The organism is Pseudoalteromonas sp. S2721 (assembly GCF_005887425.1).
Classification (GTDB): domain Bacteria; phylum Pseudomonadota; class Gammaproteobacteria; order Enterobacterales; family Alteromonadaceae; genus Pseudoalteromonas; species Pseudoalteromonas simplex.
Window position 1 is genome coordinate 153,654 of the sequence record NZ_PNCZ01000009.1, and the last position, 25,985, is coordinate 179,638.

General features: G+C 41.5%; 24 protein-coding genes. 12 read left to right on the plus strand and 12 right to left on the minus strand.

Annotated features, from left to right (window positions below; genetic code table 11):
• Positions 1 to 7: 7 nt before the first annotated feature.
• The gene (locus CWC02_RS04415; protein WP_138616713.1) at positions 8 to 1,060 is read right to left on the minus strand and encodes a sugar phosphate isomerase/epimerase family protein; all 1,053 of its coding nucleotides are present in this window, start codon (positions 1,058 to 1,060) and stop codon (positions 8 to 10) included.
• A gap of 5 nt (positions 1,061 to 1,065) precedes the next feature.
• Positions 1,066 to 2,226: a Gfo/Idh/MocA family protein gene (locus tag CWC02_RS04420; RefSeq protein ID WP_138616655.1), complete on the minus strand. Its 1,161-nt coding sequence runs from the start codon at positions 2,224 to 2,226 to the stop codon at positions 1,066 to 1,068.
• Between the two features lie 163 nt (positions 2,227 to 2,389).
• On the opposite strand from CWC02_RS04420, the gene CWC02_RS04425 reads away from it, so the two are divergent.
• A complete protein-coding gene (locus tag CWC02_RS04425; protein ID WP_054552042.1) occupies positions 2,390 to 3,115 on the plus strand; it encodes an AraC family transcriptional regulator in 726 nt (241 codons plus the stop codon).
• Here the strand turns inward: CWC02_RS04425 and CWC02_RS04430 are convergent.
• Both CWC02_RS04430 and CWC02_RS04435 read right to left on the minus strand, forming a co-directional pair.
• Positions 3,112 to 3,972 carry a glucosamine kinase nucleotide-binding domain-containing protein gene (locus tag CWC02_RS04430; protein ID WP_138616657.1) on the minus strand — a complete coding sequence of 287 codons (861 nt, stop codon included), beginning with the start codon at positions 3,970 to 3,972 and terminating at the stop codon, positions 3,112 to 3,114. The genes CWC02_RS04425 and CWC02_RS04430 overlap by 4 nt on opposite strands.
• A gap of 2 nt (positions 3,973 to 3,974) precedes the next feature.
• Positions 3,975 to 4,703, minus strand: a complete 729-nt coding sequence (locus CWC02_RS04435; RefSeq protein WP_171043814.1) for a copper homeostasis protein CutC — start codon at positions 4,701 to 4,703, stop codon at positions 3,975 to 3,977.
• A gap of 390 nt (positions 4,704 to 5,093) precedes the next feature.
• Between CWC02_RS04435 and CWC02_RS04440 the strand changes: the two genes are divergently transcribed.
• Positions 5,094 to 7,883 carry a TonB-dependent receptor gene (locus tag CWC02_RS04440; protein ID WP_138616661.1) on the plus strand — a complete coding sequence of 930 codons (2,790 nt, stop codon included), beginning with the start codon at positions 5,094 to 5,096 and terminating at the stop codon, positions 7,881 to 7,883.
• 73 nt (positions 7,884 to 7,956) lie between these two features.
• Positions 7,957 to 8,373, plus strand: coding sequence for a GNAT family N-acetyltransferase (locus tag CWC02_RS04445; RefSeq protein ID WP_119852929.1), 417 nt, complete (start codon positions 7,957 to 7,959; stop codon positions 8,371 to 8,373).
• A gap of 39 nt (positions 8,374 to 8,412) precedes the next feature.
• Here CWC02_RS04445 and minE read toward each other — a convergent pair whose 3' ends face one another.
• From minE to minC, 3 genes are read right to left on the minus strand one after another with little or no spacing between them, the layout of a single operon-like run.
• A complete protein-coding gene (gene minE, locus CWC02_RS04450; RefSeq protein ID WP_054552047.1) occupies positions 8,413 to 8,676 on the minus strand; it encodes a cell division topological specificity factor MinE in 264 nt (87 codons plus the stop codon).
• A gap of 1 nt (position 8,677) precedes the next feature.
• Positions 8,678 to 9,487: a septum site-determining protein MinD gene (gene minD / locus CWC02_RS04455; protein ID WP_054552048.1), complete on the minus strand. Its 810-nt coding sequence runs from the start codon at positions 9,485 to 9,487 to the stop codon at positions 8,678 to 8,680.
• A 5-nt stretch (positions 9,488 to 9,492) separates the two neighbouring features.
• Positions 9,493 to 10,197 carry a septum site-determining protein MinC gene (gene minC / locus CWC02_RS04460; protein ID WP_054552049.1) on the minus strand — a complete coding sequence of 235 codons (705 nt, stop codon included), beginning with the start codon at positions 10,195 to 10,197 and terminating at the stop codon, positions 9,493 to 9,495.
• Positions 10,198 to 10,353: 156 nt separating this feature from the next.
• On the opposite strand from minC, the gene CWC02_RS04465 reads away from it, so the two are divergent.
• Positions 10,354 to 10,635, plus strand: a complete 282-nt coding sequence (locus CWC02_RS04465; RefSeq protein ID WP_054552050.1) for a YcgL domain-containing protein — start codon at positions 10,354 to 10,356, stop codon at positions 10,633 to 10,635.
• Positions 10,628 to 11,653 carry a lytic murein transglycosylase gene (locus CWC02_RS04470; RefSeq protein WP_138616663.1) on the plus strand — a complete coding sequence of 342 codons (1,026 nt, stop codon included), beginning with the start codon at positions 10,628 to 10,630 and terminating at the stop codon, positions 11,651 to 11,653. Before CWC02_RS04465 ends, CWC02_RS04470 begins: the two co-directional genes overlap by 8 nt.
• A 113-nt stretch (positions 11,654 to 11,766) precedes the next feature.
• Here the strand turns inward: CWC02_RS04470 and CWC02_RS04475 are convergent, their stop codons facing one another.
• From CWC02_RS04475 to CWC02_RS04485, 3 genes are all read right to left on the minus strand, one after another.
• Positions 11,767 to 12,156 (minus strand): hypothetical protein, encoded by a 390-nt coding sequence (locus tag CWC02_RS04475; protein WP_138616665.1) that lies wholly within the window; start codon positions 12,154 to 12,156, stop codon positions 11,767 to 11,769.
• 509 nt (positions 12,157 to 12,665) lie between these two features.
• A complete protein-coding gene (locus CWC02_RS04480; protein WP_138616667.1) occupies positions 12,666 to 13,700 on the minus strand; it encodes an IS110 family RNA-guided transposase in 1,035 nt (344 codons plus the stop codon).
• A gap of 226 nt (positions 13,701 to 13,926) precedes the next feature.
• Entirely contained in the window at positions 13,927 to 14,484 is a 558-nt protein-coding gene (locus tag CWC02_RS04485) for a GbsR/MarR family transcriptional regulator (protein WP_138616669.1), read from the minus strand.
• A gap of 250 nt (positions 14,485 to 14,734) precedes the next feature.
• Here CWC02_RS04485 and adhP point away from each other — a divergent pair, with 250 nt between their 5' ends.
• The 6 genes from adhP to CWC02_RS04520 all read left to right on the plus strand — a co-directional run bounded on the left by adhP (position 14,735) and on the right by CWC02_RS04520 (position 19,852).
• Positions 14,735 to 15,745 carry an alcohol dehydrogenase AdhP gene (adhP, locus tag CWC02_RS04490; protein ID WP_138616671.1) on the plus strand — a complete coding sequence of 337 codons (1,011 nt, stop codon included), beginning with the start codon at positions 14,735 to 14,737 and terminating at the stop codon, positions 15,743 to 15,745.
• A gap of 387 nt (positions 15,746 to 16,132) precedes the next feature.
• On the plus strand, positions 16,133 to 16,801 hold the full coding sequence (locus tag CWC02_RS04495) for an HNH endonuclease signature motif containing protein (RefSeq protein WP_138616673.1): 669 nt from the start codon (positions 16,133 to 16,135) through the stop codon (positions 16,799 to 16,801).
• Positions 16,801 to 17,217, plus strand: coding sequence for a hypothetical protein (locus tag CWC02_RS04500; RefSeq protein ID WP_138616675.1), 417 nt, complete (start codon positions 16,801 to 16,803; stop codon positions 17,215 to 17,217). Before CWC02_RS04495 ends, CWC02_RS04500 begins: the two co-directional genes overlap by 1 nt.
• Before the next feature lie 281 nt (positions 17,218 to 17,498).
• A complete protein-coding gene (locus CWC02_RS04510; RefSeq protein WP_171043812.1) occupies positions 17,499 to 18,560 on the plus strand; it encodes a DUF6236 family protein in 1,062 nt (353 codons plus the stop codon).
• Between the two features lie 117 nt (positions 18,561 to 18,677).
• Complete coding sequence (locus CWC02_RS04515; RefSeq protein ID WP_138616681.1) at positions 18,678 to 19,154, plus strand: S8 family serine peptidase; 477 nt, start codon at positions 18,678 to 18,680, stop codon at positions 19,152 to 19,154.
• An 11-nt stretch (positions 19,155 to 19,165) separates the two neighbouring features.
• Positions 19,166 to 19,852: a hypothetical protein gene (locus CWC02_RS04520; protein WP_138616683.1), complete on the plus strand. Its 687-nt coding sequence runs from the start codon at positions 19,166 to 19,168 to the stop codon at positions 19,850 to 19,852.
• A gap of 254 nt (positions 19,853 to 20,106) precedes the next feature.
• On the opposite strand, the gene CWC02_RS04525 is transcribed toward CWC02_RS04520, so the two are convergent.
• Together CWC02_RS04525 and CWC02_RS04530 are read right to left on the minus strand one after the other, a co-directional pair.
• On the minus strand, positions 20,107 to 22,515 hold the full coding sequence (locus CWC02_RS04525) for a TonB-dependent receptor (RefSeq protein ID WP_502705395.1): 2,409 nt from the start codon (positions 22,513 to 22,515) through the stop codon (positions 20,107 to 20,109).
• A gap of 197 nt (positions 22,516 to 22,712) precedes the next feature.
• Complete coding sequence (locus CWC02_RS04530) at positions 22,713 to 23,981, minus strand: Xaa-Pro dipeptidase (RefSeq protein ID WP_138616685.1); 1,269 nt, start codon at positions 23,979 to 23,981, stop codon at positions 22,713 to 22,715.
• Positions 23,982 to 24,128: 147 nt separating this feature from the next.
• Here CWC02_RS04530 and CWC02_RS04535 point away from each other — a divergent pair, with 147 nt between their 5' ends.
• Entirely contained in the window at positions 24,129 to 25,952 is a 1,824-nt protein-coding gene (locus CWC02_RS04535; RefSeq protein WP_138616687.1) for a DUF885 domain-containing protein, read from the plus strand.
• The last annotated feature ends 33 nt before the right edge of the window (positions 25,953 to 25,985 follow it).

The following is a 25,985-nucleotide window of genomic DNA, read 5'->3' on the forward strand; positions in this document are numbered from 1 at the left end:
GTCGGTTTTATAAACCTAAAATTCGATTATTACGCCCAGTGTTTGTTGCGCCACTGGCAAAATCGTCAAAGGCTTTGTCTGTTGGGTTTATTAAATGTGCTTTAATAAACTCAGCGCCTTCTCTTGCCCCATCTTCTGGGTGCTTTAAGCAGCATTCCCATTCAAGTACAGCCCAACCATCAAAACCATATTGAGTTAACTTGCTGAAGATTTGCTTAAAATCTACTTGGCCATCACCTAAAGAACGAAAACGTCCTGGTCGGTCTTGCCAGTTTTGAAATCCGCCATAAACACCTGAGCGGCCATTTGCGATAAATTCGGCATCTTTGACATGGAACGCCTTAATGCGCGAATGATAGATATCGATAAACGCTAAATAGTCGAGCTGTTGCAATACAAAATGGCTCGGATCATAAAGAATATTAACGCGTGGGTGATTATTGGTTGCTGCTAAAAAGCGCTCAAATGTCACACCATCATGTAGGTCTTCACCCGGATGCAATTCATAACACACGTCCACGCCATACTCGTCAAAGCAATCTAAAATGGGTAGCCAGCGCTTAGCAAGTTCACTAAAGCCTTGTTCAACAAGTCCTTGTGGACGCTGTGGCCACGGGTAAAAGGTATGCCATAAAAAAGACCCCGAGAATGTCGCATGGGTTGTTAAGCCAAGATTTTTACTTGCTTTAGCAGCCATCATCAGTTGCTCTGTTGCCCATTTTGTTCGCGCTGCAGGGTTACCTTTTACATGCTCTGCGGCAAAGTTATCGAACATTTCATCGTAGGCAGGGTGCACAGCAATTAACTGGCCTTGCAAATGTGTTGATAACTCTGAAATTGTAAGTCCATACTCTGTGGCAATACCAGTGACTTCATCGCAGTAATGCTGGCTTTGAGCTGCTTTTTCTAAATCAAAAATAGTCGGATTTGAGGTTGGCACTTGAATCGCTTTGTAACCTAAACCGCTTGCCCACTCACATAAACCACGAAAACTATTGAAAGGGGCTTGATCTGAAATAAACTGCGCCAAAAATATTGCTGGCCCTTTGATTTTGTTCATTCTTTTTATCCAATCTGTAATTTGTGCCATTTAGTATCTTGCTTCGATGAAGCAACAACATGCTCAATAAACGCCATACCACGCACAGCCTCATTGATGCCTGGTACATCAAATGCTGAATTTGTTGCGTTATCGCCTTGCTTAAATGCGTGGATCTGCGCTGCAAAATTGCGGTAAATATTGGCAAAGGCTTCAAGGTAGCCTTCTGGGTGACCGGCAGGGGCGCGCAGGGCATTTTGCGTGTCAGGGTGTAATTCACCTACGCCCGCTCTAAGTAATGTTGCGGCTTGATTGTGGCCTCGTAGCCATAAGCTATTTGGCTCAAGTTGCGACCATTCAAGACTGGCTTTATCGCCATAAACACGCAGGCGTAAGTTGTTCTCATCGCCAATAGCAATTTGGCTTGCCAGTAAAACGCCTTTACAACCATTATTGAATCTAAGAAGCACAGTGCCATCATCATCGAGGGCTCGGCCTTCAACCACATGATTTAAATCGGCGCAAAGCTCGGTGATTTCGAGATCAGAAACATACTCGGCTAAGTTAGCTGCATGCACGCCAATGTCGCCCATACAACAACTAATGCCAGATTTACTGGTGTCTAAACGCCAGCTTGCTTGCTTTGAACCTTCGTCTTCGCTGTGCGCTAACCAGCCTTGAGTGTACTCTACAATGACTTTACGTATGCTGCCGAGCTCGCCTGCTTTTACGCGATGCTTGGCTTCTTTGACCATAGGGTAACCGATGTAAGTGTGGGTTAAGCCATATAAAACCTGCTGCTTTGCAATAATGCTTTGTAATTGCTCTGCTTCTGCGAGAGTCAGCGTTGCAGGTTTATCTGAGAGCACATGAAAACCATGTTCAAGCGCCATTTGCGCGACCGGAAAATGCAAATGGTTTGGCGTAACAATAGCCACAAAATCAATACGCTCATCAGCGGCTAATTTTGCTTCTTCGGTAAATAACGTATGGTAACTGTCGTAGCAGCGGTTGCTATCAAGCCCAAGTAATTCGCCAGTTGCTTTACATTTGTTTGCGTCTGAACTGAATGCGCCTGCAACAAGCTCTATCATTCCGTCTAATCGCGCTGCAATTCGATGAATAGCGCCAATGAAGGCACCATCGCCACCGCCTACCATTGCCATGCGGATCTTAGCTTTGCTCATCTTAAGCGCTCCTAAATTTAAATAGCGTCTGCTACTGTTAATGTCATGTTATTGATAATAGGAAAGCTTTGCCAATAAGCGCTAATAAAAATTCGGTTGACAATGCAACAAAATCGGCGTTTAAAATATATAGGCTTGTTCTTTATTGAGACAAAATTAAGCGATGGATATTCAAGAAATAATAAAAAAAGCTGGTGTAAATCAGCTAATTGCTGCATTTGATTTACTGCCAGATATCCTCTTTTGGGTAAAAGACACAGATAGTAGAATCTTGCATTGTAATCAGCATTTTATTGAGCATCAGGGTTATAAAACACTGGAGCAAATATTGCTAAAAACAGACTTCGATTTCTCGCCAAAGCACCTCGCGTTTCAATACGTCAATGACGATAAACGAGTGATGGAAGGCTATATAGTGACTGACCGTTTAGAGCTGAACCAAACCCAACAAGGTGAGCTTGGTTGGTTTTCTACATCAAAGCATGCTTTAAAAGATCACGATGGCAATGTGATTGGCACTTATGGAGTGACCCGACATCTACAAAAAACCTCAAAAGCGCTTTCTCATGTAAGGGCTATTGAAGAGCCAGTAAAATTTATTCGCGAGCATTATCATCGTCAGATCAGCATTGATGAATTAGCAGAGCTTGCGCATTTGTCGGTAAGTGCTTTAGAGCGTCGTTTTAAAAAGCACTTAGCAAAAACACCCAATCAATTTATAAACGAAGTACGCCTCGAAAATGCCCGCAAGCTACTGATTGAAACGCAACTGCCAATTTCACAAGTAGCCTACCAGTGCGGGTTTTCGGAGCCGAGTTACTTCAGCAAACAATTTCGGCGTTTGTTTGGTGAAATTCCCTCACAAATGCGCTCGCAATTAGGCGATTAAATTGCAGCTCTTGCCATTAAAATAGCCCCTTGCTCTGCACTGGCAAGGGCGGGGGTTAAATGCGCTTTACTGGCATCAGTTAAGTAAGGTGTGATGGCAGTGGCAATGCCGCCCATCAAGGTGACGTTTTCAATGCCTTGCTTTTCAAAGTAAGCGATATAGCGGCTAATGTATGCGCACGCTTCATTGATTAGTTGCTGACAAAAAGCATCGTCAGAATGGCTAAAAACTAGGGGCGCAAATTTGGCAAGCTCAGCAGGGCGCGCTGATATTAAACGCTGACTTAACGCTTGGCTTGAGTCGCAGTTAAGTTGGGTGAGTAGGGTATCTATTGCTGCTGAACTTTGCGAAACACCATCAAGTACTGCAAATGCTTTACGGCAAAGTTGTAAGCCTAACCAACCCCCACTGGCACCATCGCTCAGTAATAACCCGTAACCACCTAATTCGCTAAATTGGTTTTGCTGCTGGTAACCCGCACAAAAGCCCGTGCCCAGAATAATCACTGCGCCATCATGGTGTTGATGTGCGCCTTTACAGGCAATCAGCATATCTGTTGACAGGGTAAACTTGGCAAAAGGGTGCTGCCATTTGGTCATGGCTTGATAGGAAGAGTCGATATTAGCTCCGGCAAGCCCTGCATGCACATAGGTATTTTTCAGCTCGCTTAAGGCAAGCTCAGCGTCATGAAATGCAAGTTCAGTGGCGTGCAGTATTGACTCTTGGCTTTGTTGGCAGCTGGTGGCCACATTTGCTGAACCACTTATGGCTTCACTCAGCAATGAGCCGTTTTCGTTTTCTAAACGAACTTTACACTTACTGCCACCGCCATCAATACCTAAAAAATACGTTGCCATGTTTAATCCTTTGAAAGTAGCTTATTGATAGCCTCAGCATTAATTGCACCATTTTCGTTGTGAACGCATGAGTGTACATGCACAGCCGCTTTTGCTGAATGGTTTTTTATTAATTGCCAAAGTGTTGCCGCGTTTTCTAAAGTAACGCCACCACCCATAACAATTTCTATCTGATTAGCGCTGTGCACTAAGTATGTGTTGAGCTGATTTAGACCATCAACAGCACTTTGACCGCTTTGCCACGGCATGCCTGCTGTTAATACGCGGTCAACGCCTAAACTAATCAGTTTATCAAGTGCGCTTAACGGGTTTGTAAGGGTATCGAATGCACGGTGATAGGTCACCATCAGGCCATGCTGTTTGGCTGTGGCAACTAAAGAGCGGGTCACTTTTAAATCAAGTTCGCCGTTTTTAACTGCACCAAATACCACGCCATGCGCTCCCGCGTTCGCTGCCATTGTTATTTGTTTTTGCATAACTTGGTGACACTCAGCACTAACGAAAAAGTTGTTTGCTTCGGGTCGTATCATCACCACTAACTTTGCACTATTAGTCAGGTTTTTAACAGCACAGTCAATCGCATTAACACTTGGTGTTAAGCCTCCTAGGTGTAAATTACTGCATAATTCAAAGCGTTTTGCGCCTAAGTTACTAGCCAGCGAAATGTTGTTAGCAAGCAGCTTTAAGCACCCTTCGTTTAGGCATACTTCAAGAAATTTACCATTGTTCATGGACGTGTTTTTACCATATCTATTACACCTACTCATTAGTTAATTAATTTAACGTAAACTTAAAATTGTAATGAAAAATAATTTGGTGTTTACTATCAATTGGTTACTATTTTAACTAAGTCTGTGTTGATGAGTGAACTAGCTCTGCAACGACAGGCCTAACTATAAAGCAGAAATTATAAAAATGAATATAAAATATTCCAAACGCCGATTTTGTCATATCTCTCACCGAATTTATATTATCACTTTTTGACCGCTCACCCTATTCTGAGTTTGAGTTTAACAAGCTGTTAACTACCGATAATCAGTTTAAAAACCGACAACAATAAATCGTTTTTGCAGAGGCTAAAGCCTCTTAAACAAAAACAGAACACACAACTGGAGATAGGCATGGGCAAGCAAACTGTAATAAAAACAAAAGGGCAAGGAAGGCATTTTAAGCGAAATGCAATTTTGATTTCGCTACTGGCGGCAATCAATACAAGTTACGCAGCAGAGCAAGTAAATGAAGATGTAGAAGTGATTGAAGTACGAGGTATTCGTTCTTCAACTGCAGAAAACTTAGCAATAAAACGACTTTCAACGGCTACCGTTGATGCAATCACCGCAGAGGATATTGGTAAGTTTCCTGATAAAAATGTCGCTGATTCTTTGCAACGTGTATCGGGCGTTTTGATTGACCGCGACGGTGGCGAAGGTAGCCGCGTGAGTATTCGTGGTACGTCACCAGATTGGACACTTACCCAATTAAACGGTAACTATATTGCTTCATCAGGTTCTGGTACTCCTACCCGTAGTTTTAATTACACGTTATTGCCTTCAAGCATGATCAAAAGTGTAGAAGTGTACAAAAGTGCAGAAGCACGCATCGATGAAGGCGGTATTGGTGGTACGGTTATTTTACACACCCGTAAACCGCTTGAGATGGAAGCAAATTCAGGGGCGTTAAGTGCCGAGGTGACTTACGATGATGTGTCTGAAGACACTAAGCCGCAAGTTAATGTGCTGTATTCATGGAAAAATGACGACGAAAACTTTGGTGTATTGGCCGGTTTTACTCGTCAAGATCGCACTGTAACAACCATCACTAACAACGCATCACACTGGCGTTTTCACTCAGATACCGTTGAAGGTGCAGAGCGTCCTGCGCTGGTAGACCAAGCCACTGGCGAAGTGTACAACAATGTATGGGCGCCTCGTGCGATGAGTGTTAATAACTCAAACCAAGACCGTACACGCGATGGGTATCAAGTCGCTGTGCAGTGGGCACCGAGTGACAGACTTGATTTAAACTTTAACTATTTTGGTGCCAAGTTAGGCTACGACCAAACAGGGCAAAGCATTACTTTTGCCGAGTGGAATGATAACCACAACCCGTATTACGGCATTGTGCTTGATGGCGATACTGTGGTTGCCTACGGTAATGGCGATAATGGGTTACTTAATGATAATAACTGGGGTGATGCCGATGTAAATGGTGGTGTGGCTGTTCGCCGTGGTTTGTTATCGCCGCAGTTAACAGGGCGTGAGCGTTTTGGCGAGTCAAAATCAAACACCTATGATTTTGAAGGTACTTATTTTGGCGATACGTACAGCATTACATTAAAGCTGGGTCATACTGAAGCTGAAGGCGGCACCTCAAAAGAAACCTACGCCAATATTGATGCGCGTTTAGGCTCAGTAAACAGCTGGTTATGGTCAATTGAAAACGGTAAACCAAGCTACGAAGTGTCGACTGATTTAGCCACCGATAAAGAAGCATACCAGTATTATGATTGGTTTGACTCTTACTCATCTGAAAATGAAGACTCAGAAGATTACATTCAAACAGATGTAAAATTTGACCTCGATGGCAACTTTTTTACCCGTGTCTATGTAGGTGCTAAATACCGCGACCACGAAATTAAAGGTATTCGTAACGACTTTCGTTGGGATGACGGCATTGCTGATAACGGCGGTTACCGCGGTTACTTGCCAGGCACTGAGTGGTTCCATAATCCAGATTTTCACCCAGATGCGCCAACATTGGTAAGCGACCATGTGGTTGATAACAGTGCAGGTGATACAGGCGCATTTAACTTTTTAGCGTTTGATTTTAGAGCGCTGGATGATTACTTAAAAGAAAACTTTAGCCAGACAGTGGTGCCAACGCTTTCGGGTACTTATGCTTTAGAAGAAAAAATTTGGTCTGTTTATACACAAGCTGATTTTGAGTGGCAAGATTTCCGCGGTAATGTTGGTGTGCGCTATGTTAATACTGAACTAAGCACCTTGACCTACGATGATGTTATAGGTCAAGACGATGACGACACGGATCCAAACGAGCGTAGTAGCGATGGCAGTGAAGTACTACCAAGCTTTAACCTTGCATGGGATGCAACCGAAGATCTTGTGGTGCGCTTTGCCGCAGCACGCACCATGGCAAGAGTGAGCTATTCAGACTTAAGCCAAGCAGAGTCTTACGGTCCTCCAGTTAATATTAACTCGCCAGATTCATGGACAGGCCGTGGTAATGGTACCTCGGTAAACACAGGCCTTGAACCTATGTTATCTGACCAATTTGATTTAGGTATTGAATGGTATTACGGCGATGGTTCTGCACTAGGTGCCACGTTATTCTCTAAAGATATTTCTAACTTACCAATCTCGACCGTAGAAATTGTAGAGCGTGAACACGATTGTTGTAACGGCCCAATTGAGGTCGAAATGAACACCAAAGTGGGCGGGGGTGATGCAAAATCAGAAGGCTTAGAGCTGTTCTTCCAGCACTCGTTTGATAATGGTTTTGGTATTTTAACTAACTATACCTACACAGATACCAGCACCAGCGAAGTCTCGACAGACGGACAAAAAACAGAGGCCGAAATACCAGGCACCGCTAAGCACCAATATAATGTGTCGGTGTATTTTGAGAATGACGACTTTAGTGTTCGTGCGTCTTACAACTGGAAAGATGACCGTGCCAACGGTGTTCACCAAGGCTACAACTTGTATACCAAAGACTATGGTCAGCTAGATGTAAATGCCTCATATAACCTAACAGAGGATCTTTCGTTTACTGCGTCAGTGGTAAACCTAACTGAAGAAATAGAAGAAGGATACTGGAAACAAAGCAATCGCTTTACCTATAACCAATATTCGGGCCGCCGTTTTTACTTAGGCGCAAATTATAATTTCTAACCCAAGAGATGTTGTTTGTTGCAACCTAAAAAGGTACTTTTATTAAAGTACCTTTTTCTTTTTTAAGACAATAATGATTGAATTTGTAGCGGTTACAGAGCAAGACAAAGCCTATTTACTCGACTTAAGATTAAATACCATGGTTGAGCACTTAGAGAATCAAGGGTTATTTTTATCACTTGAGCAACATCAAGCAAGAGTGGCAGAGCATTTTGAGCACAGTCATTTAGTGTTAAATGATGGGCAATGTGTAGGAGCAGCCAAATTCATTGTGAGTGACCAAGCAATCAGTTTATTACAGCTTCAAATTGCACCTAAAGAGCAGGGCAAAGGGTTAGGCACTAAGGTGTTAGATGCACTCAAAGCACAAACAGCAGAGATTAATTTAACGGTGCTAAAAGCGAATCCAGCGTATGGGCTATATCAACGGGCAGGGTTTAAAACTCTAGGCGAAGACGACTATGAGTTTCATATGCAGTGGCAGAAATAAAAAAAGGGCGCTGTTAAAAAACTAAGCGCCCAATTTTGACTATTTCTTTTCTTCGTCAGGTAAGGTGACGTTTAGCTCAAGTACGGCTAAGTCATCTTCGTTTTGGTCAAACTGCACCTGAACTGCATCAGTGTTTACATTCACGTATTTACGAATAACATCAAGGATGTCTTGTTTTAGCTGTGGTAGGTAATCTGGTGTACCACGCTGTGAACGTTCGTGCGCGACAATGATCTGCAATCGCTCTTTTGCTAATGACGCACTGCTTTTCTTTTCTGAGCGGAAGTAGTCAAGTAAAGACACATTAACCTCCAAAAATCCGTTTAAATAAGCCTTTTTTCTCTACGTCTAAGAAACGAAAATCAACAGTTTCGCCTAATAAACGATTGATTGCATCTGTGTATGCTTGGCCTGCATCCGATTCACCATCAAGGATAACCGGTTGACCAGAGTTCGATGCACTAAGTACAGCTTGTGATTCAGGAATAACGCCCAGTAGTTTAATCGCTAAGATTTCTTGTACGTCTTCTACCGAAAGCATTTCGCCTTTTTCAACACGCTCAGGATTATAGCGAGTTAATAGTAGATGTTCTTTTACGCTTTCAAGGCCTTCTTCAGCACGTTTTGATTTGCTGTGTAAAATGCCAAGAATACGGTCAGAGTCACGTACTGATGATACTTCTGGGTTCGTTGTTACAATCGCTTCATCAGCGAAGTACATTGCCATCATTGCACCAGCTTCGATACCCGCTGGAGAATCACACACAATGTAATCAAAATCTTTTTTCAGCTCGTTTAGTACGCGCTCAACACCGTCACGGGTTAGGGCGTCTTTATCACGGGTTTGTGAGGCAGGTAAAATATGTAGCTTATCTACGCGCTTATCTTTAATAAGTGCTTGATTTAGGTTAGCTTCGCCATTGATTACGTTTACGAAATCATAAACAACACGGCGTTCACAACCCATGATAAGGTCAAGATTACGTAGACCAATATCAAAGTCGATAATAACGGTTTTAAAGCCTTTAAGCGCTAAACCTGTGCCAATCGCAGCACTCGATGTGGTTTTACCAACACCACCTTTACCAGAAGTAACGACAATCACTTTTGCCATGAGATTTATCCTTTAACCAAAGCTGAAATTTCTAATGAATCATTTTTTTGTTGGATTTGTACTGCGCTGCCCCAGTGTTCACCTTGTAGAGAGTCGCTGATCCAATAACTACCATTAATCGAAACAAGTTCTGCTTCTAATTTTTGGCAAAATATATTTGCTTCGTTGTAACCTTTAGCCCCTGCAATTGCACGGCCGCGAAGGGTGCCATAAATGTGCACGTTGCCATCGCTAATCACTTCGGCGCCATGACTTACAGCACCAATTACGATTAGGTCGCGGTCTTTTGCATACACTTGCTGGCCCGAACGTACAGTGCCATGAATAACTTGCGCAGGCAGGTGAACGGTTTTTTCAACGATAGATGTATTTGTTTGTTGTTTAGCGGTTGCACCCTTAACGTCTTGTGAATAATTTAACACCGACAGGCCCGCAGCTTTTGCGCTTTCGTTTTGCTCTTGAGAGCCATTACAAACCCCAACTGGGTTTAACGAAAGGCCGCTTAACATTGATTTTAAGAAAGAGAAATCAAGCGCTTCATCTTGTACGTCGCTTAAGTTGATTACGATAGGCGCACCGGCAAAGAACTTAGGTGCTTGGGCGATTTTCTCATCTAACTGCTTACTTAAAAGGGCTGTATCTGCTGAAAATAAATGTAAAACAGATAACGTAAAAAGGTTCCCTTTTAATTCAAAAATTTGTTCCGACATACACGCTCAATTGAATTGTCTGGATTAGCATTATTTAAGTATAAACACAGGCTGAACAAGGCATATACAGTAAAAATCTAATCTATTTTTTCTAACTTATTATATCACTCATGTTATAGTGTGCGCCTTCGTTAAGCAAGATATTATAGGGCCATAATGCTAACTGCGGTGTATAAAAGTATTAAAAAAGCGGATACATACCTTTTTGTAGAAAAAAGAGATGATTTCTCACGCGTACCTGAACCATTACTAGAAACGTTTGGTCAACCTAAGTACGTGATGATGATTAATCTAGCAAGCCGTGAAAAGTTAGGTGTGGCAGACTTAGACGCGGTTAAGCAAGCGTTAATTGACCAAGGGTTCTACTTGCAATTACCTCCGCCGGAAGAAAATCTGTTAACCCAATTTAAAAAAGACAAGGGAGTTGAGAGTGATTAAAAAACTTGCCGTCATTTTACTCAGTGCTTCACTAAGTACTTCAGTATTGGCAGAACAAAAGACACAAGCTGATTTTGACGTTTACGTTGCAGCATTAAAAAAAGAAGCACTTGAAAAAGGCTATGATGAAGCCTTAGTTGATCAAGCACTTGCAACAGCTAAATTCAAAAAGAAAGTGATCTCAGCTGATAAAAACCAGCCAGAAGTAAAAGAAACCCTCGAAACTTATTTACCAAAACGTGTGCCGCAATGGAAAATTGACCGCGCGCGTAAGCTATACAAAGAAAATCAAGAGGTTCTTGAAAAAGTAGCCAAAGAATACGGCGTACAAGCACGTTTTATTGTGGCACTCTGGGGCCTTGAAAGTAACTTTGGTAAAATCCAAGGTGGTCACAGTGTCATTGCATCATTAGTTACACTTGCTTTTGATGGTCGCCGCGAAACCATGTACAAAAACCAACTTTGGGCAGCACTTGATATCTTAAAAGAGGGTCACATTACCCTAGATAAGTTCAAAGGCTCTTGGGCTGGTGCAATGGGGCAAACGCAGTTTATGCCAACTTCATTTAACGCTTACGCTGTTGATTACAACGGTGATGGCCGCAAAGACATTTGGACCACAGAAGAAGACGCCTTTGCTTCAATTGCTAACTACCTTAAGCAAGCAGGTTGGAACGATGATTTAACCTGGGGCCGCCAAGTTAAACTACCTGAAGGCTTTGATAACGCAAATATTCTTAAGCGTGGCACTAAAACGCGCAGCCAATGGTTAGAGTATTGGAAAGATTCAGAGCGCAGCCTTGCTGATTGGCAAGCAATCGGTGTTCGTAAAATGGATGGTAGCGACCTACCAAACGTTGATGTTACTGCCGCAATGGTAATGCCTGATGACGTAAACGGCCGTATGTATCTAGCCTACGATAACTATAAAGCACTTATGCACTGGAATCGCTCGTATTACTTTGCAACCAGTGTTGGTTACTTATCAGATCGCATCGGTTACCCAGCGATTAAGTAATTGAGTAATAAAAGTTAGCAAGCACCAAGGGTAAAGCTACAAGTTTTACCCGAGCAACTTGCTAACTTATTCGGCGTTAAAACGCCTCCTACAAACTTACAAACTTATCAGGGTTAAAACGCCAGGTTTCCTTTTCCTGTGATTACACTTTTACAAACAACGTCATAAATCTCATCATAAAACATTATTTGAAAATGCTTACACCCAGCGATTTCGTCTTGATTGAATGATAGTAGCCAATTCGAATTAAGCACTTCAAATATGGCCGCCACACACTTTGTATTCGCTAGAATACAGTCATGAACATCATCCGTTGCCATTGAATATGCTTTTACGTTATCTAATTTTATATGCTTAAGGTTAGCTAATGAATATTCATCATCGGGATTGAAGTACTCAAAGCCTAAAAGGTCTTTACCATTTCTTTGCCAAATAACCTTCTGTAGTTCAGGTCCTCTGCCATCATGATAAAAGTGTTTTTCTAAAATTGGTTTGGCAGTCATAGTGACCTTTTAAAAGCTAAAATAATTTAAGTTTGTATAGTATTAAGAGCCCAACACCCGTAATCAATAAATGCAGTCTATAGTTTAAAATCGAAAAGGTATCACTCGACACTATTTTTATATAAGAGTCTTCTTTGTTAGCAACTCCGGCAGGTAAAAAGTCATATAAGAACAGAAGTATGCCTGCCAAAATTAATACAATACTGATTATCAAAAGAAGCTTGTTCACATGACTATCCTTATTTTTAGCTACATGTTCGGCGTTAAAACGCCTTATATGGACTCCTCCTATTGCACAATACCCTTCGTTAATTTTGTCAGACTGCGTGCTTATATGCGGGCTCATAATGAGGAGCTACCTCGGCCCTTTGATGTATTCGCGCCCTTGTGCCTCTTCTCCTACTCGGTGTTTTAACACCCAGGCACTTTACAGGCTATCAAGGGTGGGTCTAACCGCTTAACGCAGGTTCTTGGTCAATACTGTTGTTTCTGTTATTGAAGGCTAAATATTAATTGGCTAATAAACTGGGTTCATAACTCGTGCCCTTTTTCAGCATGGCATACGCCGTCCTAACTGTTTTATTTGCTAATGCAATGGCGGCACACTTCACACCCCGTCTTTCAACTAATGCTTTGAGCCATTGTTCTTTTTTCGTTTTTGGTTCTCGATGCTTTAGCTGACTGATGACCGCTCTGGCTCCCAGAAACAAGTGGCTGCGTAATGTTATCTCGCCACGGTATTTGGCTATATGACCTATTCGCACTTTTCCACCACTTGAGTGTTGGCGAGGGGTGACACCAACATTGGCTGCCGCATTGCGTCCGCTCGTAAAATGGGTTGTGTCACTTAAGCTTATTAATAAACCAACCGCTGTGATAGGCCCGACACCCTCAAGTTCCAGTAAGCGTTCACATTGCTCATCTTGTTTTACCAAACCTGTCAGTAACTCATTTAATGTTTCTTTTAATGTTGATTGCGCTTTAAATAATTCATAGCACTGAGCTAGACACTGCCTTAAACCAGCGGTTAACCCATTATCGCTATCCTCTAGAATCTCAGGAATAGCTTGCCTAAACGCGCATTCTGATTGCTTGATTACAATCCCAAACTCAAGTAACAGGCCTCTGATTTGATTAGCCAGCTGTCGTTTCTGCTTTTCAGCTAAGGCGCGCATTCGCTCTATTGACTGTAAGCTTTGCTGTGCTTGCGTCAGTGATTTACACGGGCGGACATTAGGTGAGAAAGAAGCGGCAGCTATTGCAATGACATCATTTGCATCTGTTTTCTGGCCAACTCTAAATGCTTTGACAAATCGAGGATCTAGAATCACGACTTCATGACCAACACTACGTGCTTTGCGTGCCCAATAATGAGCACCACCACATGATTCCATAACAACTTTACAGCGAGGTGACGTAGTGAGTATGGTCAGTAGCTCTTTTCTGCCCACCGCTTTATTACTTTGAAGTTTTTGATGAAAAAACTTACCGACTTGAAAAACATTTTTTGCCAAGTCGATGCTAATTAGGTTAAATTTTGACATGTATGGATTCCTTATTGGTAAAAGTAATTGTCCAATCTCTTTATACCGTACTCACCCTATTTGGGGGAGGAGTCCATACATCTCCTACACCGAGGGGGATTGGTGTAGGTCGTTATTTATGGCGACACAATCTTGAACATTTTTTGTAGGAACGGCTTCAGCCGTGAACTTTAGATGTTCGGCGTTGAAACGCCTCCTACAAACTTTCCCTTAGCAACTCGCTAACTTACTCACTCTTCCCCGGCTTTTTCAAAATCTTGTCTTTAAAATCAAGAACCTTGCCAATGCCAGAGCCTAGTTTCATTAGGCTTTGAAGTTGTTCAGGGCTTAAGCGTTGTAGCTCTGCAGACCATTTAGTTACAGTTTCGAGCAGGTCGTGAATTTCTTGCATTTGCTGCTGAGCAAAGCGTTCATCATCATTGTGGGCTTCTTCTAAAATGTTATCGCGAAGCAGGCTAAGGGTAGGGTCTATCTCGCGCTTTTTACGCTCTTCGAATACGCGGTTGGCCATATCCCAAATGCTGCCAGCAGGGCCGTAGTATTCTTTGCGGTCACCCGGAATATGATGCACTTTAATTAAGCGCCAAGACTGTAGCTCTTTAATACCCATACTTACGTTTCCGCGCGAGATACTTAAGGTATCGGCAATTTCATTGGCGGTCATTGGCTCTTTAGTAATGGTTAATAATCCACACATTTGACCAATGGTGCGGTTAAAGCCCCAACGGCTACCCATTTCACCGCAGTGCATAACAAAAGCTAAGTTTTTTTCAGATAGGCTCATAATTTTTAGTATTCAAAAATTTCAGAAATTAAATGCTAGCACGCTCGGGGTATAACTAAAAGAAATAGCCACTATGCAATCTGCTACTACTAAAGTGTAGATACGCCATTATTTAGTTTTAAGTTATTGAATTTAAAGTGTAGTTTAATTAAATGCCGCAGTGATTAGCTATTTGATGTGGATCAATAATAGTGACAGTTAATAAGTTTATCGTATAGGCTGAAATCCAATAATACCATGGAGGAACGTTATGAAAGCTGCAGTAAATAAAGAGTACAAAGGTAAATTAACAATCGAAGATATCCCATGCCCTGAGGTGGGAATTAACGATGTGCTAGTTAAAATTGCCGCGTGTGGAGTGTGCCATACAGATTTACATGCTTGTCATGGAGATTGGCCAGTCAAACCTAAAATGCCATTAGTACCGGGCCATGAAGGGGTAGGTACTATCGAAAAAGTAGGCGCAAACATTAAACACTTATCAATGGGAGATCGTGTTGGTGTTCCTTGGTTATACAGCGCCTGTGGTCATTGTGAGTTTTGTTTAGAAGGTAAAGAAACTTTATGCCTTGAGCAGCACAACACAGGTTATTCAGTCGATGGTGGTTACGCCGAGTACTGTGTAGCCCATGGTGATTACGTGGTTAAAATTCCTGAAGGATTAGGCTTTGCAGAAGCCGCACCACTATTTTGTGCGGGGGTTACAACCTATAAAGCGCTTAAAGTGACTGATGCCAAAGCGGGCGACTGGGTTGCAATTGTTGGTGTTGGAGGCCTTGGGCACTTAGCAGTGCAATACGCGAAAGCAATGGGTTTTAATGTAATTGCCGTTGATACCGGCGAGAGCAAATTGGCACTAGCCAAAGAGCTTGGCGCAGACATCACCATAGACTTTATGAAGCAAGTGCCTTCAGAAACCATTTTTGAACAAGTAGGCGGGGCACATGGCGTTGTGTGTACGGCCGTATCAAAACCCGGTTTTGAGCAAGCTTATAAAAGCGTACGCCGTGGCGGTAAATGCGTGCTTGTAGGTTTGCCACCGGAAGATATGCCACTGCCAATTTTCGATACCGTATTAAATGGAGTGTCTGTTGTTGGCTCAATCGTTGGTACGCGTAAAGACTTACAAGAATGCCTCGACTTTGCAGCAAAAGGGAAAGTTAAAGCCATTATTGAAGAAAAACGCCTAGAAGATATCAACGATATTTTTGACGATATGCTAAAAGGCGACATCACTGGTCGAATTGTAATGACGCTTTAAGCTGAGTCAGTTAACGCTGTCAGGTTTGGTCGAGTAATCAATTGAATCTGACAGTTTTTCGTATGCTCAAAGTAGTGTATTGTAACTCGTTATTGCCTTAAAACGTGTTTAGGCGAATTTCTCAAAAGAGCGAACTTCGGCCGTTCACAATTGTATCTCTATTTCGTCAAAGTTTTTTACTTGCATAGTTAGAAAACGACCCAATCGATCGTTTTTATCCTGAGGTAAAGCCGAGAACTCCTAAATTTTAATAACACTGGCAATTAGTTAACAAGTTTGTTAAAAATAATCTAATAAGAAAAACGAGCTACGCTGTGGTATAAAAACGCGCCATTAGCTCGCTATAAACATGTTCGGTTTTTAAAAAGTTACAAGGAAAGTAATAAAGTGGCAATTGGTTCAGTTGATACAAAAATTCTATGGGGTAGAGCTGGTGGGCGTTGCTCAATGCCGGATTGCAATGAAGACTTAACTTCTCTGGTTGGGTCAGGAAGTTATGTCGTAGGAGAAATGGCCCATGTTATTGGGAGTAAACCTACTGCTGCTCGAGGAACACCAGAGGGTGGTGCTGATACATATGATAATTTAATTCTGTTATGCCCGACTCATCACACTCATATCGATAAAGCTCCAGAGGGTACTTATACGGTTGATATGCTTCATGAATGGAAGAGAAATCATGAAGCGAAAATTAGCAGCGCAGGTAAAGCAGCGAAGTTTGATAACTTCGCAAAACTACAAGTTGCAATAGCTCGATTAATCGCTAAGAATAAAGCGATATTTGATGCGGTAGGCCCCTCAAGTGACGTTGCTCAGTCAGATCCTAGTTCAAATGCATTTCTTGTGTGGGAACTAAGAAGAATCGATAGTATCCTCCCCAATAATAGAAAGATATTAAACCTTATTGATGCAAATGAAGATCTCATAGAAGAAGTTACTACTATAAAAGCCATAGAAAAATTTCGTGTGCATGTAGAGTCGTACGAAAAGCACGTGTATGAACGGCTAGATTCTTATCTACTTTTTCCAACTGAATTTGTAGAGGTGTTTTCATAATGTCAAACGGTTCTAATTCATGGGGTGTATCATACAGTCGAATTGCATGGCTAGAGTCTGCAATCCAATCTCATGGTAATGTTGTTCGCTATTCTCGTCGTGATGATTTAATTATGGAGTTCGACAGAAAAGAGGGTCGTTCTATTACGTTAATTTGCTTAGATGAGTATGCTCTTGGGGAGTCTTTAGTACACAGAGTTATGCAAGAGTTTCCCGAAGTAAATTTCATATCGGTTGGTGGTAATTGGAATGGTTATACTCGAGAAGCCAAGCAACTTTGCTTGTCAAATAATATTGGGCTTTTCAATTCAAGTGAAATAACAGGGGCTTTGTGGAAAAATGATTTTTGGCTGTATCACCAACGAGATGATAAAGGAAATCCAATTTATCCATACAAAAAACAGCAACCTGCTTAATGTATTTGGATTCGGTTCATTTTTTAGAAGCAATAACCCAAAAGATTGCGACTTGCTACTTGTTGTAAAAGATGACTCTCCAAATTTGGGAAAACTACATGCAGACTTATCAAAGTCCTTCTTTGCTTTAGGGAAAAAGCTTGCAATTGATTTTGATTTAACAATCCTTACAGAGCGTGAACACAGATCAGCTCCACTCAGGGAACATGACATGCTGGTGACCATCTCTACTCATGAGCTAGTGGATACCTAACAAAGTATTTAATAGTGATTACCAACGCATGGCATTTTTTCTTTCCATCGTTGGGCATAATGTTTACGGAGGTATGGTCAAGTTTTGTGGTAGAGTTGCCCTCACCTTAAAGGGTATTACATGTTTATCTGGTTCGGAGCTAATTTTAAGGGTTGAAATGGTAAAAAGTAGAGGGTTGATTTTTTGTCCTGACTTTGTAAAGGAAGGTAATAATACGTATATTCCTCATGTGCAGATAAGACCTGATCAGTTAAGGTTCTTTTGTTTGTACTGGGATTACATAATCCAGCCAGTTGCACCTAATATAGCCAAATGGAAAAGAAGTAAAGATGAAATGATTCTGGAAGAAGCATCTTTACTAATAAAACATAATCTCGAAATCCCAGTAAATACACATAAACTATATGTTGATGATTACGCATACAGTATGAAAGTTACAGAAAGTAATAATTGGCTAGAAGTGTTTTTGGATTCTCAAGTCAAATCACTTCAGTACGCAAAAAGCAAATATAGTGATGTATTGTGGACACCACAACAATCTTTTAGAGAACTTTCATTTAATGATGCAGACTCTATCGATATACATGCAATCCAAATGGAATTGCATAAAAAATTACCTACTCCTACCCCTAATATATCAATCAAGAAAATCATAGATTTTAAACATGCTAATCAAGAGCTGTTTATTGAATTTAAGCTTTCTATAGATAAATTAACAACATTTGTCGCACGAGATGGCCTGAATTCTGAATATTCTCTTAATTTGGCAATGTCTGATATTGATAAAGTAGTTGCTGAATTATTAAAAGCGTCTAAGTCTAAGTGGGGTAATAATTTACGCTTCAATGATCTTGACATGGTTCTTGGCTCTCCTAGTTTAAATACGCTTTTATCTAGTTTTGTAAAAGGAGGCTCATTGTCATATTTAGCAAGTGAAAGTCCAATTATAGCTGCGATCGGAGGCGCTGCGAACTCGCTAACCAACTTCTTTAATTTAAAACCTATTAAAACAAAGAGGTTAAATTGTATTCCGGCAGACCAATTGGAGTTAGGTTACTTAACAAAAGCTATAAAAAGTGTGGCAAAATAAACATGTAATAAGCGCTAAAACCAAAGGATGCAAAACAGCAGGGGTGAGCTCCTTCATCGCTAATTTTAGCCTGTTATTTTCACCGGTATAGCGAGGCGTTATGTTAAAAGGATAGTAATGCGCGATTTATTTATCACAATAATTATATTTATTATATTGGTCCCCCTAAGTGTTAAAGCTTCTTCTGCTACAGACGATAATTCCGTCTGTGGGATAGGTTTTGTTGATAGCGGGGTAGATAAAGAACACCCAGCTATAAAAGGGTTGATAGCAGAATACAAGGACTTCACTGGAGAGGGCCTTGAGGATTTCCATCAACACGGTACAGACGTGGTACTTATGTATCTTAATAAATTGCAGAATAAAATTGATATTGCTCAATTGGGGGGGAAGAGTAGTAGTTTTATGACGGCAGTAGAATCCGCAAATCAAATGGCAAACTGCCAGAAACCTAAATTGTTTATAGCAAAAGTAGTAACTAGCCTCCCAGAAGATAAAGAGTCAACTTTAAAGAGAGTGGCAAAAGCTATTCGATGGTTGGGGGACAAAAATATAAAAGTCGTAAACATAAGTATTGCGATACCAACTAAATAGGACTAAATAAATTGGTTAAAAAGAAAACTAAAAATAAAAATAAAAACAATAAGTTAGCAGCTTTAGCTGTTATAGTTTCTATTTTGTTGTCCGTTACTTTGTTTTTTAAAGAAATTAAACAGATTTATTCTGATTATTCAACTGAAGAATTTTCTGAGCCGTTATTAATTTCTTTAAAAATAAAGGATTCGATAACAGGCAAAGAGATTCCAAGACTTAAGGAAGGAATCAGCAACTTACTTGAGATAAAAGTAAGCTATAAAGGTGCTAAGAAGTTTGTATTTGAACGAATAGATATTAAGCATATTCAAGGAGCATGTGCATCTATGCCTTCTGGTTCTTTTAAGTCAGATGCTAAATATAAATTGATTTATGAATTCAACAAAGAAAGTACTCATAGCCTTCAGCCTGAAATAATTCTTAATCCAGCTGACAGAAGTGTCATTAAATTTGATTTGGAATTAGTTGGCAAAGGTAGGTTTCCAGCTGCTTGTGGACGAGTTTTTGCAAAAGTCAAGTACATTGATGAGAGTGGTAATATTGGTTATTTACCTCTTGTTCCTTTAAGTGAGGTCAGAAATGGAATTGTTAAAATCCCAATGTTTGGTCTTAAGGAAGAAGAAAGGATTAAATATGAAGAATTCCAAGTAAATAATTCTGGTGCAATCAAGGGTAAAGCCAAGCCCCCTAGCCATTGATTAACTAGCATTTTCTTACTTGGTTGAAGCATATAAGCATAACAAGGGTTTTCAAGTTGTACAAATTATAGTTGGCTGTAGTTCGTTCCTCATACATTTTAGCCAACTGTAATTTTCCGCCTAAAACGACGTTACAGAATAAATACTCTGACTCAGTCATGTCCAAAAGAAAGCCACTACTCAAACTCGCTCTCATTAAACAAAACAAAAAAGCGCGGCTTAACTAAGCCGCGCTTTTTGCTATCAATTCACAATTAAAGTGTGTAGCTAAAAGTTAATTTAGCATTACGTTCTTCTCCTGGCATTCCGCCTAAGAACATTGCTTTTGAATAATAGGTTTTGTTAAACAAGTTATTTAGGTTTAACTGTAGTTTCCAATCATCTGTTTGGTATTGAATTGCGGCGTCGTAAACCGTGTAGCTCGGTACGTAGCCATCAGGAATACCAAACGAGGTTGAGTTTGTGCTGCGGTCATCAACATACTGTACGCCTGCGCTAATTGTCAGTGGTTCGGCTAAATTAAACCATTTAGCGTCATAGCTTAACCAGCTGCTTGCTGTTACATAAGGCACACCTTTTTGACGAGTATCGAAAGATGATGAGTTAGGGTTTTTCTTATCGCGGGCGTCTTGATACACCGCGTTTACGTTAAGTTTCCACTGCTCGTTTAAATCGGCATTTAAATCAAGCTCAACACCTTTGGTTTGCTCTTCCCCATCGTAAAAGCTTTTTGGTACTGAGGCATCAGATACACCGGCTTCGTACTCTGGGTTGGCATACTCAAGGTTGGTACGAGCACTATCAAATACCACAAGTGAGGCTAGTAGTTGATCGTCAAAGGCTTTTACACGCATACCAATGTCGTTACTGACTGACTCGGCGTCATCGCGGTCTGCTTCGTTACCCGATACACTACCAAGTACGCTGTAGGCAGTACGGCCTTTAGAGTGGTTTACAAAGAACGAGATATCATCGCTAAGTTTGTAGGTTGCACCTAGGTTGTAGGTCATACCGCTGTCTGATGTATCTGCTTCTGGTGTTGGCTCGGCGGCACTAGCGCGGTAGCGCGCATCAACACCAAAGTGTTCGTAGCTTTGTTTAATACGGTTAAACGCAACACCTACACGGGTTGTGAAAGTGTCGTGAATATAGGCAACATGTTGAATACCCACACCCCAAGCTTGAACCTTTTTGTTGTAATCGCTGGTTTTTAGCGGATCGTAGTCGTAAAAGCTGCCTTCGCCCCAGTTCGGGTTACGAATATCAAAAATGTAAGGTAATTGACCTTGGTAAATAACCTCTCCATCTTTGTTTTTAATGACCTTGTCGGCATCGTAAATTGAGTATTGTTTAAAACGAATATCGCGGTCTTCGTAGTTGGCGTTTACAAGTAGTTCGTTATCGATTCCGGCAAAGCTAAAGTCATAACGTAAGTCAGCAAAGTATTGCCATGATTTTTCGTCAGCCTCTACTTGGCGGTATTCTTGGCGACGCGCTGCAAATGGGTAAAGTACGTCATCAACCACTAAAGGAGCGCGCGGGTCGGCATTGATCACGCCATTACGGTTCCAATAAACATAGTTATAAGCACCCGTTTGGCGGGCAAAGCTCGATTCGTAATTACGGTATTGAAGTTGCTGATTTAAAAATAAATTATCAGTAATAAAGTAGTTATGGGTTAACTTAAAGCGCAGCTCTTCGCCTTCGTTGTCATTCGCCATTGGCGAGATGATACCGTTATGACCAAAAGTGTAAGGTGTTAGGCCATCATTTGCTGCCAGTGAGTCAGCTAATTGTTGGCGTTGCTGTTCGGTTAGTTGCAGGCCTTGTGCAGTTGCGTCGTTAATTAAATCGGCGGCGGTTACTTCACCTGCGGTTTTGCCATTCACTGAGTCGCTGTTAAAAATACGAATAGGGTGGCCAATTGAGTCAACGGCAATGGCATCTTTAATATAAGCGGCAGAAATCATGATGTCTTGTTTGTCGCTTAATACGTATTTTAACGCGCCATAAATTTCATCACGGTCGTCTTTTAAGTCGCGGTAGCCATCGCTGCGAGCGGTTTTTGCGTTAACGCGATAAGCAAGGTTGTCGGTTAATGCTGCTGTGCTATCAAAGCCTAATGAGTAGCTATCCCATTGACCAAGTTCTGCATTTACCGTGTGTTTTTCAGTAAATTGTGGTTTCTTTTCAATAAGGTTGATAACACCACCTGCGCTACCCATACCATATAAACCTGTTGCAGGGCCTTTAAGTACTTCTACAGATTCAACATTGGTCATTGAGCGTGTAGGGTTAAAGGTGTTACCTAGGCCTGCACCGCCGTACATGCCATCGTAAGTATAGTTTGCACCTAAACCGCGGATCACTAAGTTATCACCAATACCGTAGTTGTTACCGGCTTGGGTTACACCACTGATGTTACGCACTAAGTCTTGTAAGTTAGTTGCGCCTTGCGAGTTGATAAGCTCTTGATCAACAACTACAACAGGTGCAGGTGTTTCCATTAGGGTCATATTTGACTTTGTGGCAAGGCCAGATTCAAGTACCACACGGTTTTGTTTGTCGTAAACGGTAATACGTTCAACTGAGTCTAAATCGTTGGCGTTTGCATTGAATGCGCTTAAGCAGGCTAGGGCTAAAATTGAATATTTATATGTCATGATTATAGGTAATTGTCGAAATTTTTCGGCAATGATAATGCGAGACATTTTCATTTCAAGTTTTATTTAACCATTATGAGTATTTTTTTAACCTAGATACATTTTTTTAACGGGTGTGTTTTTTGTTGGTAAATTTGTTTTCAAAATGGTTACATGAGGTGTGGTTGGCTTTGCAAGTGCAAAGCCAACATTGTGGCTTATTTAAAAACTTTACCGTCTTTCATTACAAATTGTACATCTTCAAGTACTGCAATGTTTTCAAGCGGGTTGCCTTTAACGGCGATAATATCGGCTAAGAAACCGTTTTTGATTTGCCCAAGTTGATTATCAGCTTTAAGTAGTTTGGCACTATTGATGGTGGCAGACTGCAATGCTTGCAGCGGTGTCATACCAAATTCAACCATACGCGAAAACTGCTTTGCGTTATCGCCATGAGGGTAAATCGCTGCATCGGTACCAAATACCATGTTTACACCTGCTTTTACTGCGCGGCTAAAGCTATCACGTTGCTTTTTAGATACTTGGCGTTCTTTATTGAGGTTTTCTTCTGCAACCCCATTTTGTTCACCAAAGGCAAGGGTGTACTCAGTGTTGTAAATATCCATTGAAAACCAAGTGCCGTGTTTTTTCGCAAGTTTAATGGCTTCGTCATCAACAAAGCTAACGTGCTCAACACTGTCTACACCGGCAACAATGGCCGCTTTAATACCACTGGTACCGTGCGCATGGGCTGCAACGGTTAGGCCACGTAAATGAGCTTCGTCAACAATGGCGTTCATTTCATCTTGGCTATATTGTTGAATACCGACTTTTGTGCCTTTTGAAAATACCCCGCCTGTAGCGCAAAACTTAATAGCATTGGCACCGTACTTAATGTTTTCCCGTACTTTAGCGCGCACTGCCCATGGGCCATCAGCAACACCTTCGGCGGTGTATTTCATTTCTGGTGGTAAACGGTTGTTATCACAGTGACCGCCAGTAACACCTAAAGACGGGCCAGCCGCCCAAATACGCGGGCCAACAATATCGCCTGCATTAATGCCATCGCGTACTGCAATCACGCTGTAGCCTTCTGCGCCTAAGTTACGCAGCGTTGTAAAACCTGCATACAGTGTTTTTTCGGCAAAGTGTGCAGCTTTAATTGCTTTACGCGGAATCGATTGACCAATTCGCTCACTGCGCGGCACGGTAGGATCGCTCGTTAAATGCACATGCATATCCATTAAACCCGGCAGCAAAGTCAGTTCTGGTAATTGAATGTGCTTATCGCCGTCTTTTAAGTTTGGCTGTTTATTGCTTTGCACAGCTGTAATTTGACCATTATCTATACTAATAAGTGGTGATTTAATCAGTTTACCTGAATTTACATCTACCATGGCTTTTGCCGATAAGTAGGTTGTTGCGTAGGTATTTAAAGAGGTTAGGCAAGCTAGGCCTAGGCTAATAGCAAGAGCTGTCTTTTTCATTTTTATTCAAAATTGGTAAGTCGAGCCGCCACTCTAGCAATCAGCTTACAAAGTGTAAATAAACTGCGATAAGTTGCAGCGATACTTGCTAAATAGGGAACTAAACCCTCATAATTTACGCGTACTTAATATAAGGGCAGGGAAAGAATGAAAAACGTAAAACTAGCACTACTTAGTTCGGCAGTGATGTTTGCATTACTTGGTTGTAATGAATCAACGCCAAGCAACGAAAAAACAACGCAGGCAGTAAGCAAACAAGCACCAAGCGCAACGTCAGCCACAGAGCAACTTGATACATTACTAGCAGATTACTTTGAAGCAGGCTTAAAGTTTAGCCCTGTTAGCGGCACTTACATTGGCCGTAGCGAATTTAACGATCAATTTATTGCACCCATTAGTAAAGCTAACCGCGAAGAGCGGCTTAATTTTGTTAAAGAATACCAAAATAAATTAGCAAATATCGACAAAGCGCAATTAAAGGGTCAGTCATTATTGAGCTACGAAATTCTAGCTCGCGATTTAGACCTTGCGATTGAAGGTGCTCAATTTCCAAGTTACTTAATGCCAATTAATCAAATGGGCGGGGCGCACAATACCTTTGCTGCGTTAGGCTCTGGGCAAAGTGCACAGCCTTTTAACACGGTTGAAGATTATCAAGCATTTGAAAAACGTGCTGACGGTTTTATCGCGTGGTTAGACAGTGTTGAGCAATCAATGCGCCAAGGCATGAAAGACAAAGTGGTTCTTCCTAAGCCGCTTGCTGAAAAACTATTACCGCAATTTCAAACTCATATTGTAGAAAAACCAGAAGAGTCATTATTCTGGGGGCCAATTGCTCAGTTACCTGAGTCTTTCAGCGACGAGCAAAAAGCACAGCTAACAAGCGCGTACACGGCGATGATCAGCGAGCGTTTAGTTCCTGCGTATCAAAAAATGGCTGACTTTTTAGCGAATGAATATATTCCAAATGCCCGTGAAAGCATTGGTTACAGCGACCTACCAAATGGTAAAGCATGGTATGAGTATCAAATTAAACAGCATACAACGCTTAGCCTAAACGCCGATGAAATTCATGACATTGGCTTAAGCGAAGTATCGCGTATTTTATCTGAGATGAAAAAAGTCAAAGAGACTGTTGGTTTTGAAGGCGATTTAAAAGCGTTTTTTGAACACCTAAGAACCTCAGATGAGTTTTACTACGATACGCCAGAAGAGTTAATTGCCGCGTACGAAGCTGTAAAAGAAAAGATTGATGCTAAGCTGCCGCAAATGTTCGATATTGCGCCAAAAGCGCCATACGTTGTAAAAGCAGTTGAAGATTTCCGCGCTGAATCTGCTGCGGGTGCATCTTACCAGTCGCCAGCGCCAGATGGCTCACGCCCAGGTATTTTCTATATCAATACCTTTAACCTAAAAGCACAGCCTAAGTTTTTGCTTGAAACCTTGTCTATCCACGAAGCCGCACCGGGTCACCACTTTCAAATTGCCTTGCAACAAGAAATTGAAGGACTACCGCTGTTTCGTAAATTCGGTGGCTACACGGTATTTGCAGAAGGTTGGGCATTGTATGCAGAAAGTTTAGGTAAAGAGCTTGGCTTATTCACCGACCCTTACATGTGGTACGGCCGTTTATCAGATGAGCAATTACGTGCAATGCGCTTAGTGCTTGATACTGGTTTCCATGCAAAGGGTTGGACACGTCAACAAGGTATTGATTATATGTTGGCGAACTCATCAATGGCCGAAAGTGACATTATCGCCGAAGTTGAGCGTTACATTGCATGGCCGGGCCAAGCGTTGTCGTACAAGTTAGGTCAGTTCAAAATTCAAGAACTACGTGACTACGCGAGCAAAGAGTTAGGCGATAAGTTCGACATTAAAGCTTTCCATACGCAAGTGCTGATTGATGGCGCATTACCAATGCCAATTCTTGAAGAGAAAATTAAGCGTTGGGTTAACGAGCAAAAGTAATAGCTCAAACACGCTAAACTTTGCGCGCATGCT

Excerpts from the sequence above, each read along its gene's own strand:
- CWC02_RS04415 (WP_138616713.1), bottom strand. The coding sequence starts at position 1,060 with ATGAACAAAATCAAAGGGCCAGCAATATTTTTGGCGCAGTTTATTTCA.
- CWC02_RS04420 (WP_138616655.1), bottom strand. The coding sequence starts at position 2,226 with ATGAGCAAAGCTAAGATCCGCATGGCAATGGTAGGCGGTGGCGATGGT.
- CWC02_RS04425 (WP_054552042.1), top strand. The coding sequence starts at position 2,390 with ATGGATATTCAAGAAATAATAAAAAAAGCTGGTGTAAATCAGCTAATT.
- CWC02_RS04430 (WP_138616657.1), bottom strand. The coding sequence starts at position 3,972 with ATGGCAACGTATTTTTTAGGTATTGATGGCGGTGGCAGTAAGTGTAAA.
- CWC02_RS04435 (WP_171043814.1), bottom strand. The coding sequence starts at position 4,703 with ATGAACAATGGTAAATTTCTTGAAGTATGCCTAAACGAAGGGTGCTTA.
- CWC02_RS04440 (WP_138616661.1), top strand. The coding sequence starts at position 5,094 with ATGGGCAAGCAAACTGTAATAAAAACAAAAGGGCAAGGAAGGCATTTT.
- CWC02_RS04445 (WP_119852929.1), top strand. The coding sequence starts at position 7,957 with ATGATTGAATTTGTAGCGGTTACAGAGCAAGACAAAGCCTATTTACTC.
- minD (WP_054552048.1), bottom strand. The coding sequence starts at position 9,487 with ATGGCAAAAGTGATTGTCGTTACTTCTGGTAAAGGTGGTGTTGGTAAA.
- minC (WP_054552049.1), bottom strand. The coding sequence starts at position 10,197 with ATGTCGGAACAAATTTTTGAATTAAAAGGGAACCTTTTTACGTTATCT.
- CWC02_RS04465 (WP_054552050.1), top strand. The coding sequence starts at position 10,354 with ATGCTAACTGCGGTGTATAAAAGTATTAAAAAAGCGGATACATACCTT.
- CWC02_RS04475 (WP_138616665.1), bottom strand. The coding sequence starts at position 12,156 with ATGACTGCCAAACCAATTTTAGAAAAACACTTTTATCATGATGGCAGA.
- CWC02_RS04480 (WP_138616667.1), bottom strand. The coding sequence starts at position 13,700 with ATGTCAAAATTTAACCTAATTAGCATCGACTTGGCAAAAAATGTTTTT.
- CWC02_RS04485 (WP_138616669.1), bottom strand. The coding sequence starts at position 14,484 with ATGAGCCTATCTGAAAAAAACTTAGCTTTTGTTATGCACTGCGGTGAA.
- adhP (WP_138616671.1), top strand. The coding sequence starts at position 14,735 with ATGAAAGCTGCAGTAAATAAAGAGTACAAAGGTAAATTAACAATCGAA.
- CWC02_RS04500 (WP_138616675.1), top strand. The coding sequence starts at position 16,801 with ATGTCAAACGGTTCTAATTCATGGGGTGTATCATACAGTCGAATTGCA.
- CWC02_RS04510 (WP_171043812.1), top strand. The coding sequence starts at position 17,499 with ATGGCATTTTTTCTTTCCATCGTTGGGCATAATGTTTACGGAGGTATG.
- CWC02_RS04515 (WP_138616681.1), top strand. The coding sequence starts at position 18,678 with ATGCGCGATTTATTTATCACAATAATTATATTTATTATATTGGTCCCC.
- CWC02_RS04525 (WP_502705395.1), bottom strand. The coding sequence starts at position 22,515 with ATGACATATAAATATTCAATTTTAGCCCTAGCCTGCTTAAGCGCATTC.
- CWC02_RS04530 (WP_138616685.1), bottom strand. The coding sequence starts at position 23,981 with ATGAAAAAGACAGCTCTTGCTATTAGCCTAGGCCTAGCTTGCCTAACC.
- CWC02_RS04535 (WP_138616687.1), top strand. The coding sequence starts at position 24,129 with ATGAAAAACGTAAAACTAGCACTACTTAGTTCGGCAGTGATGTTTGCA.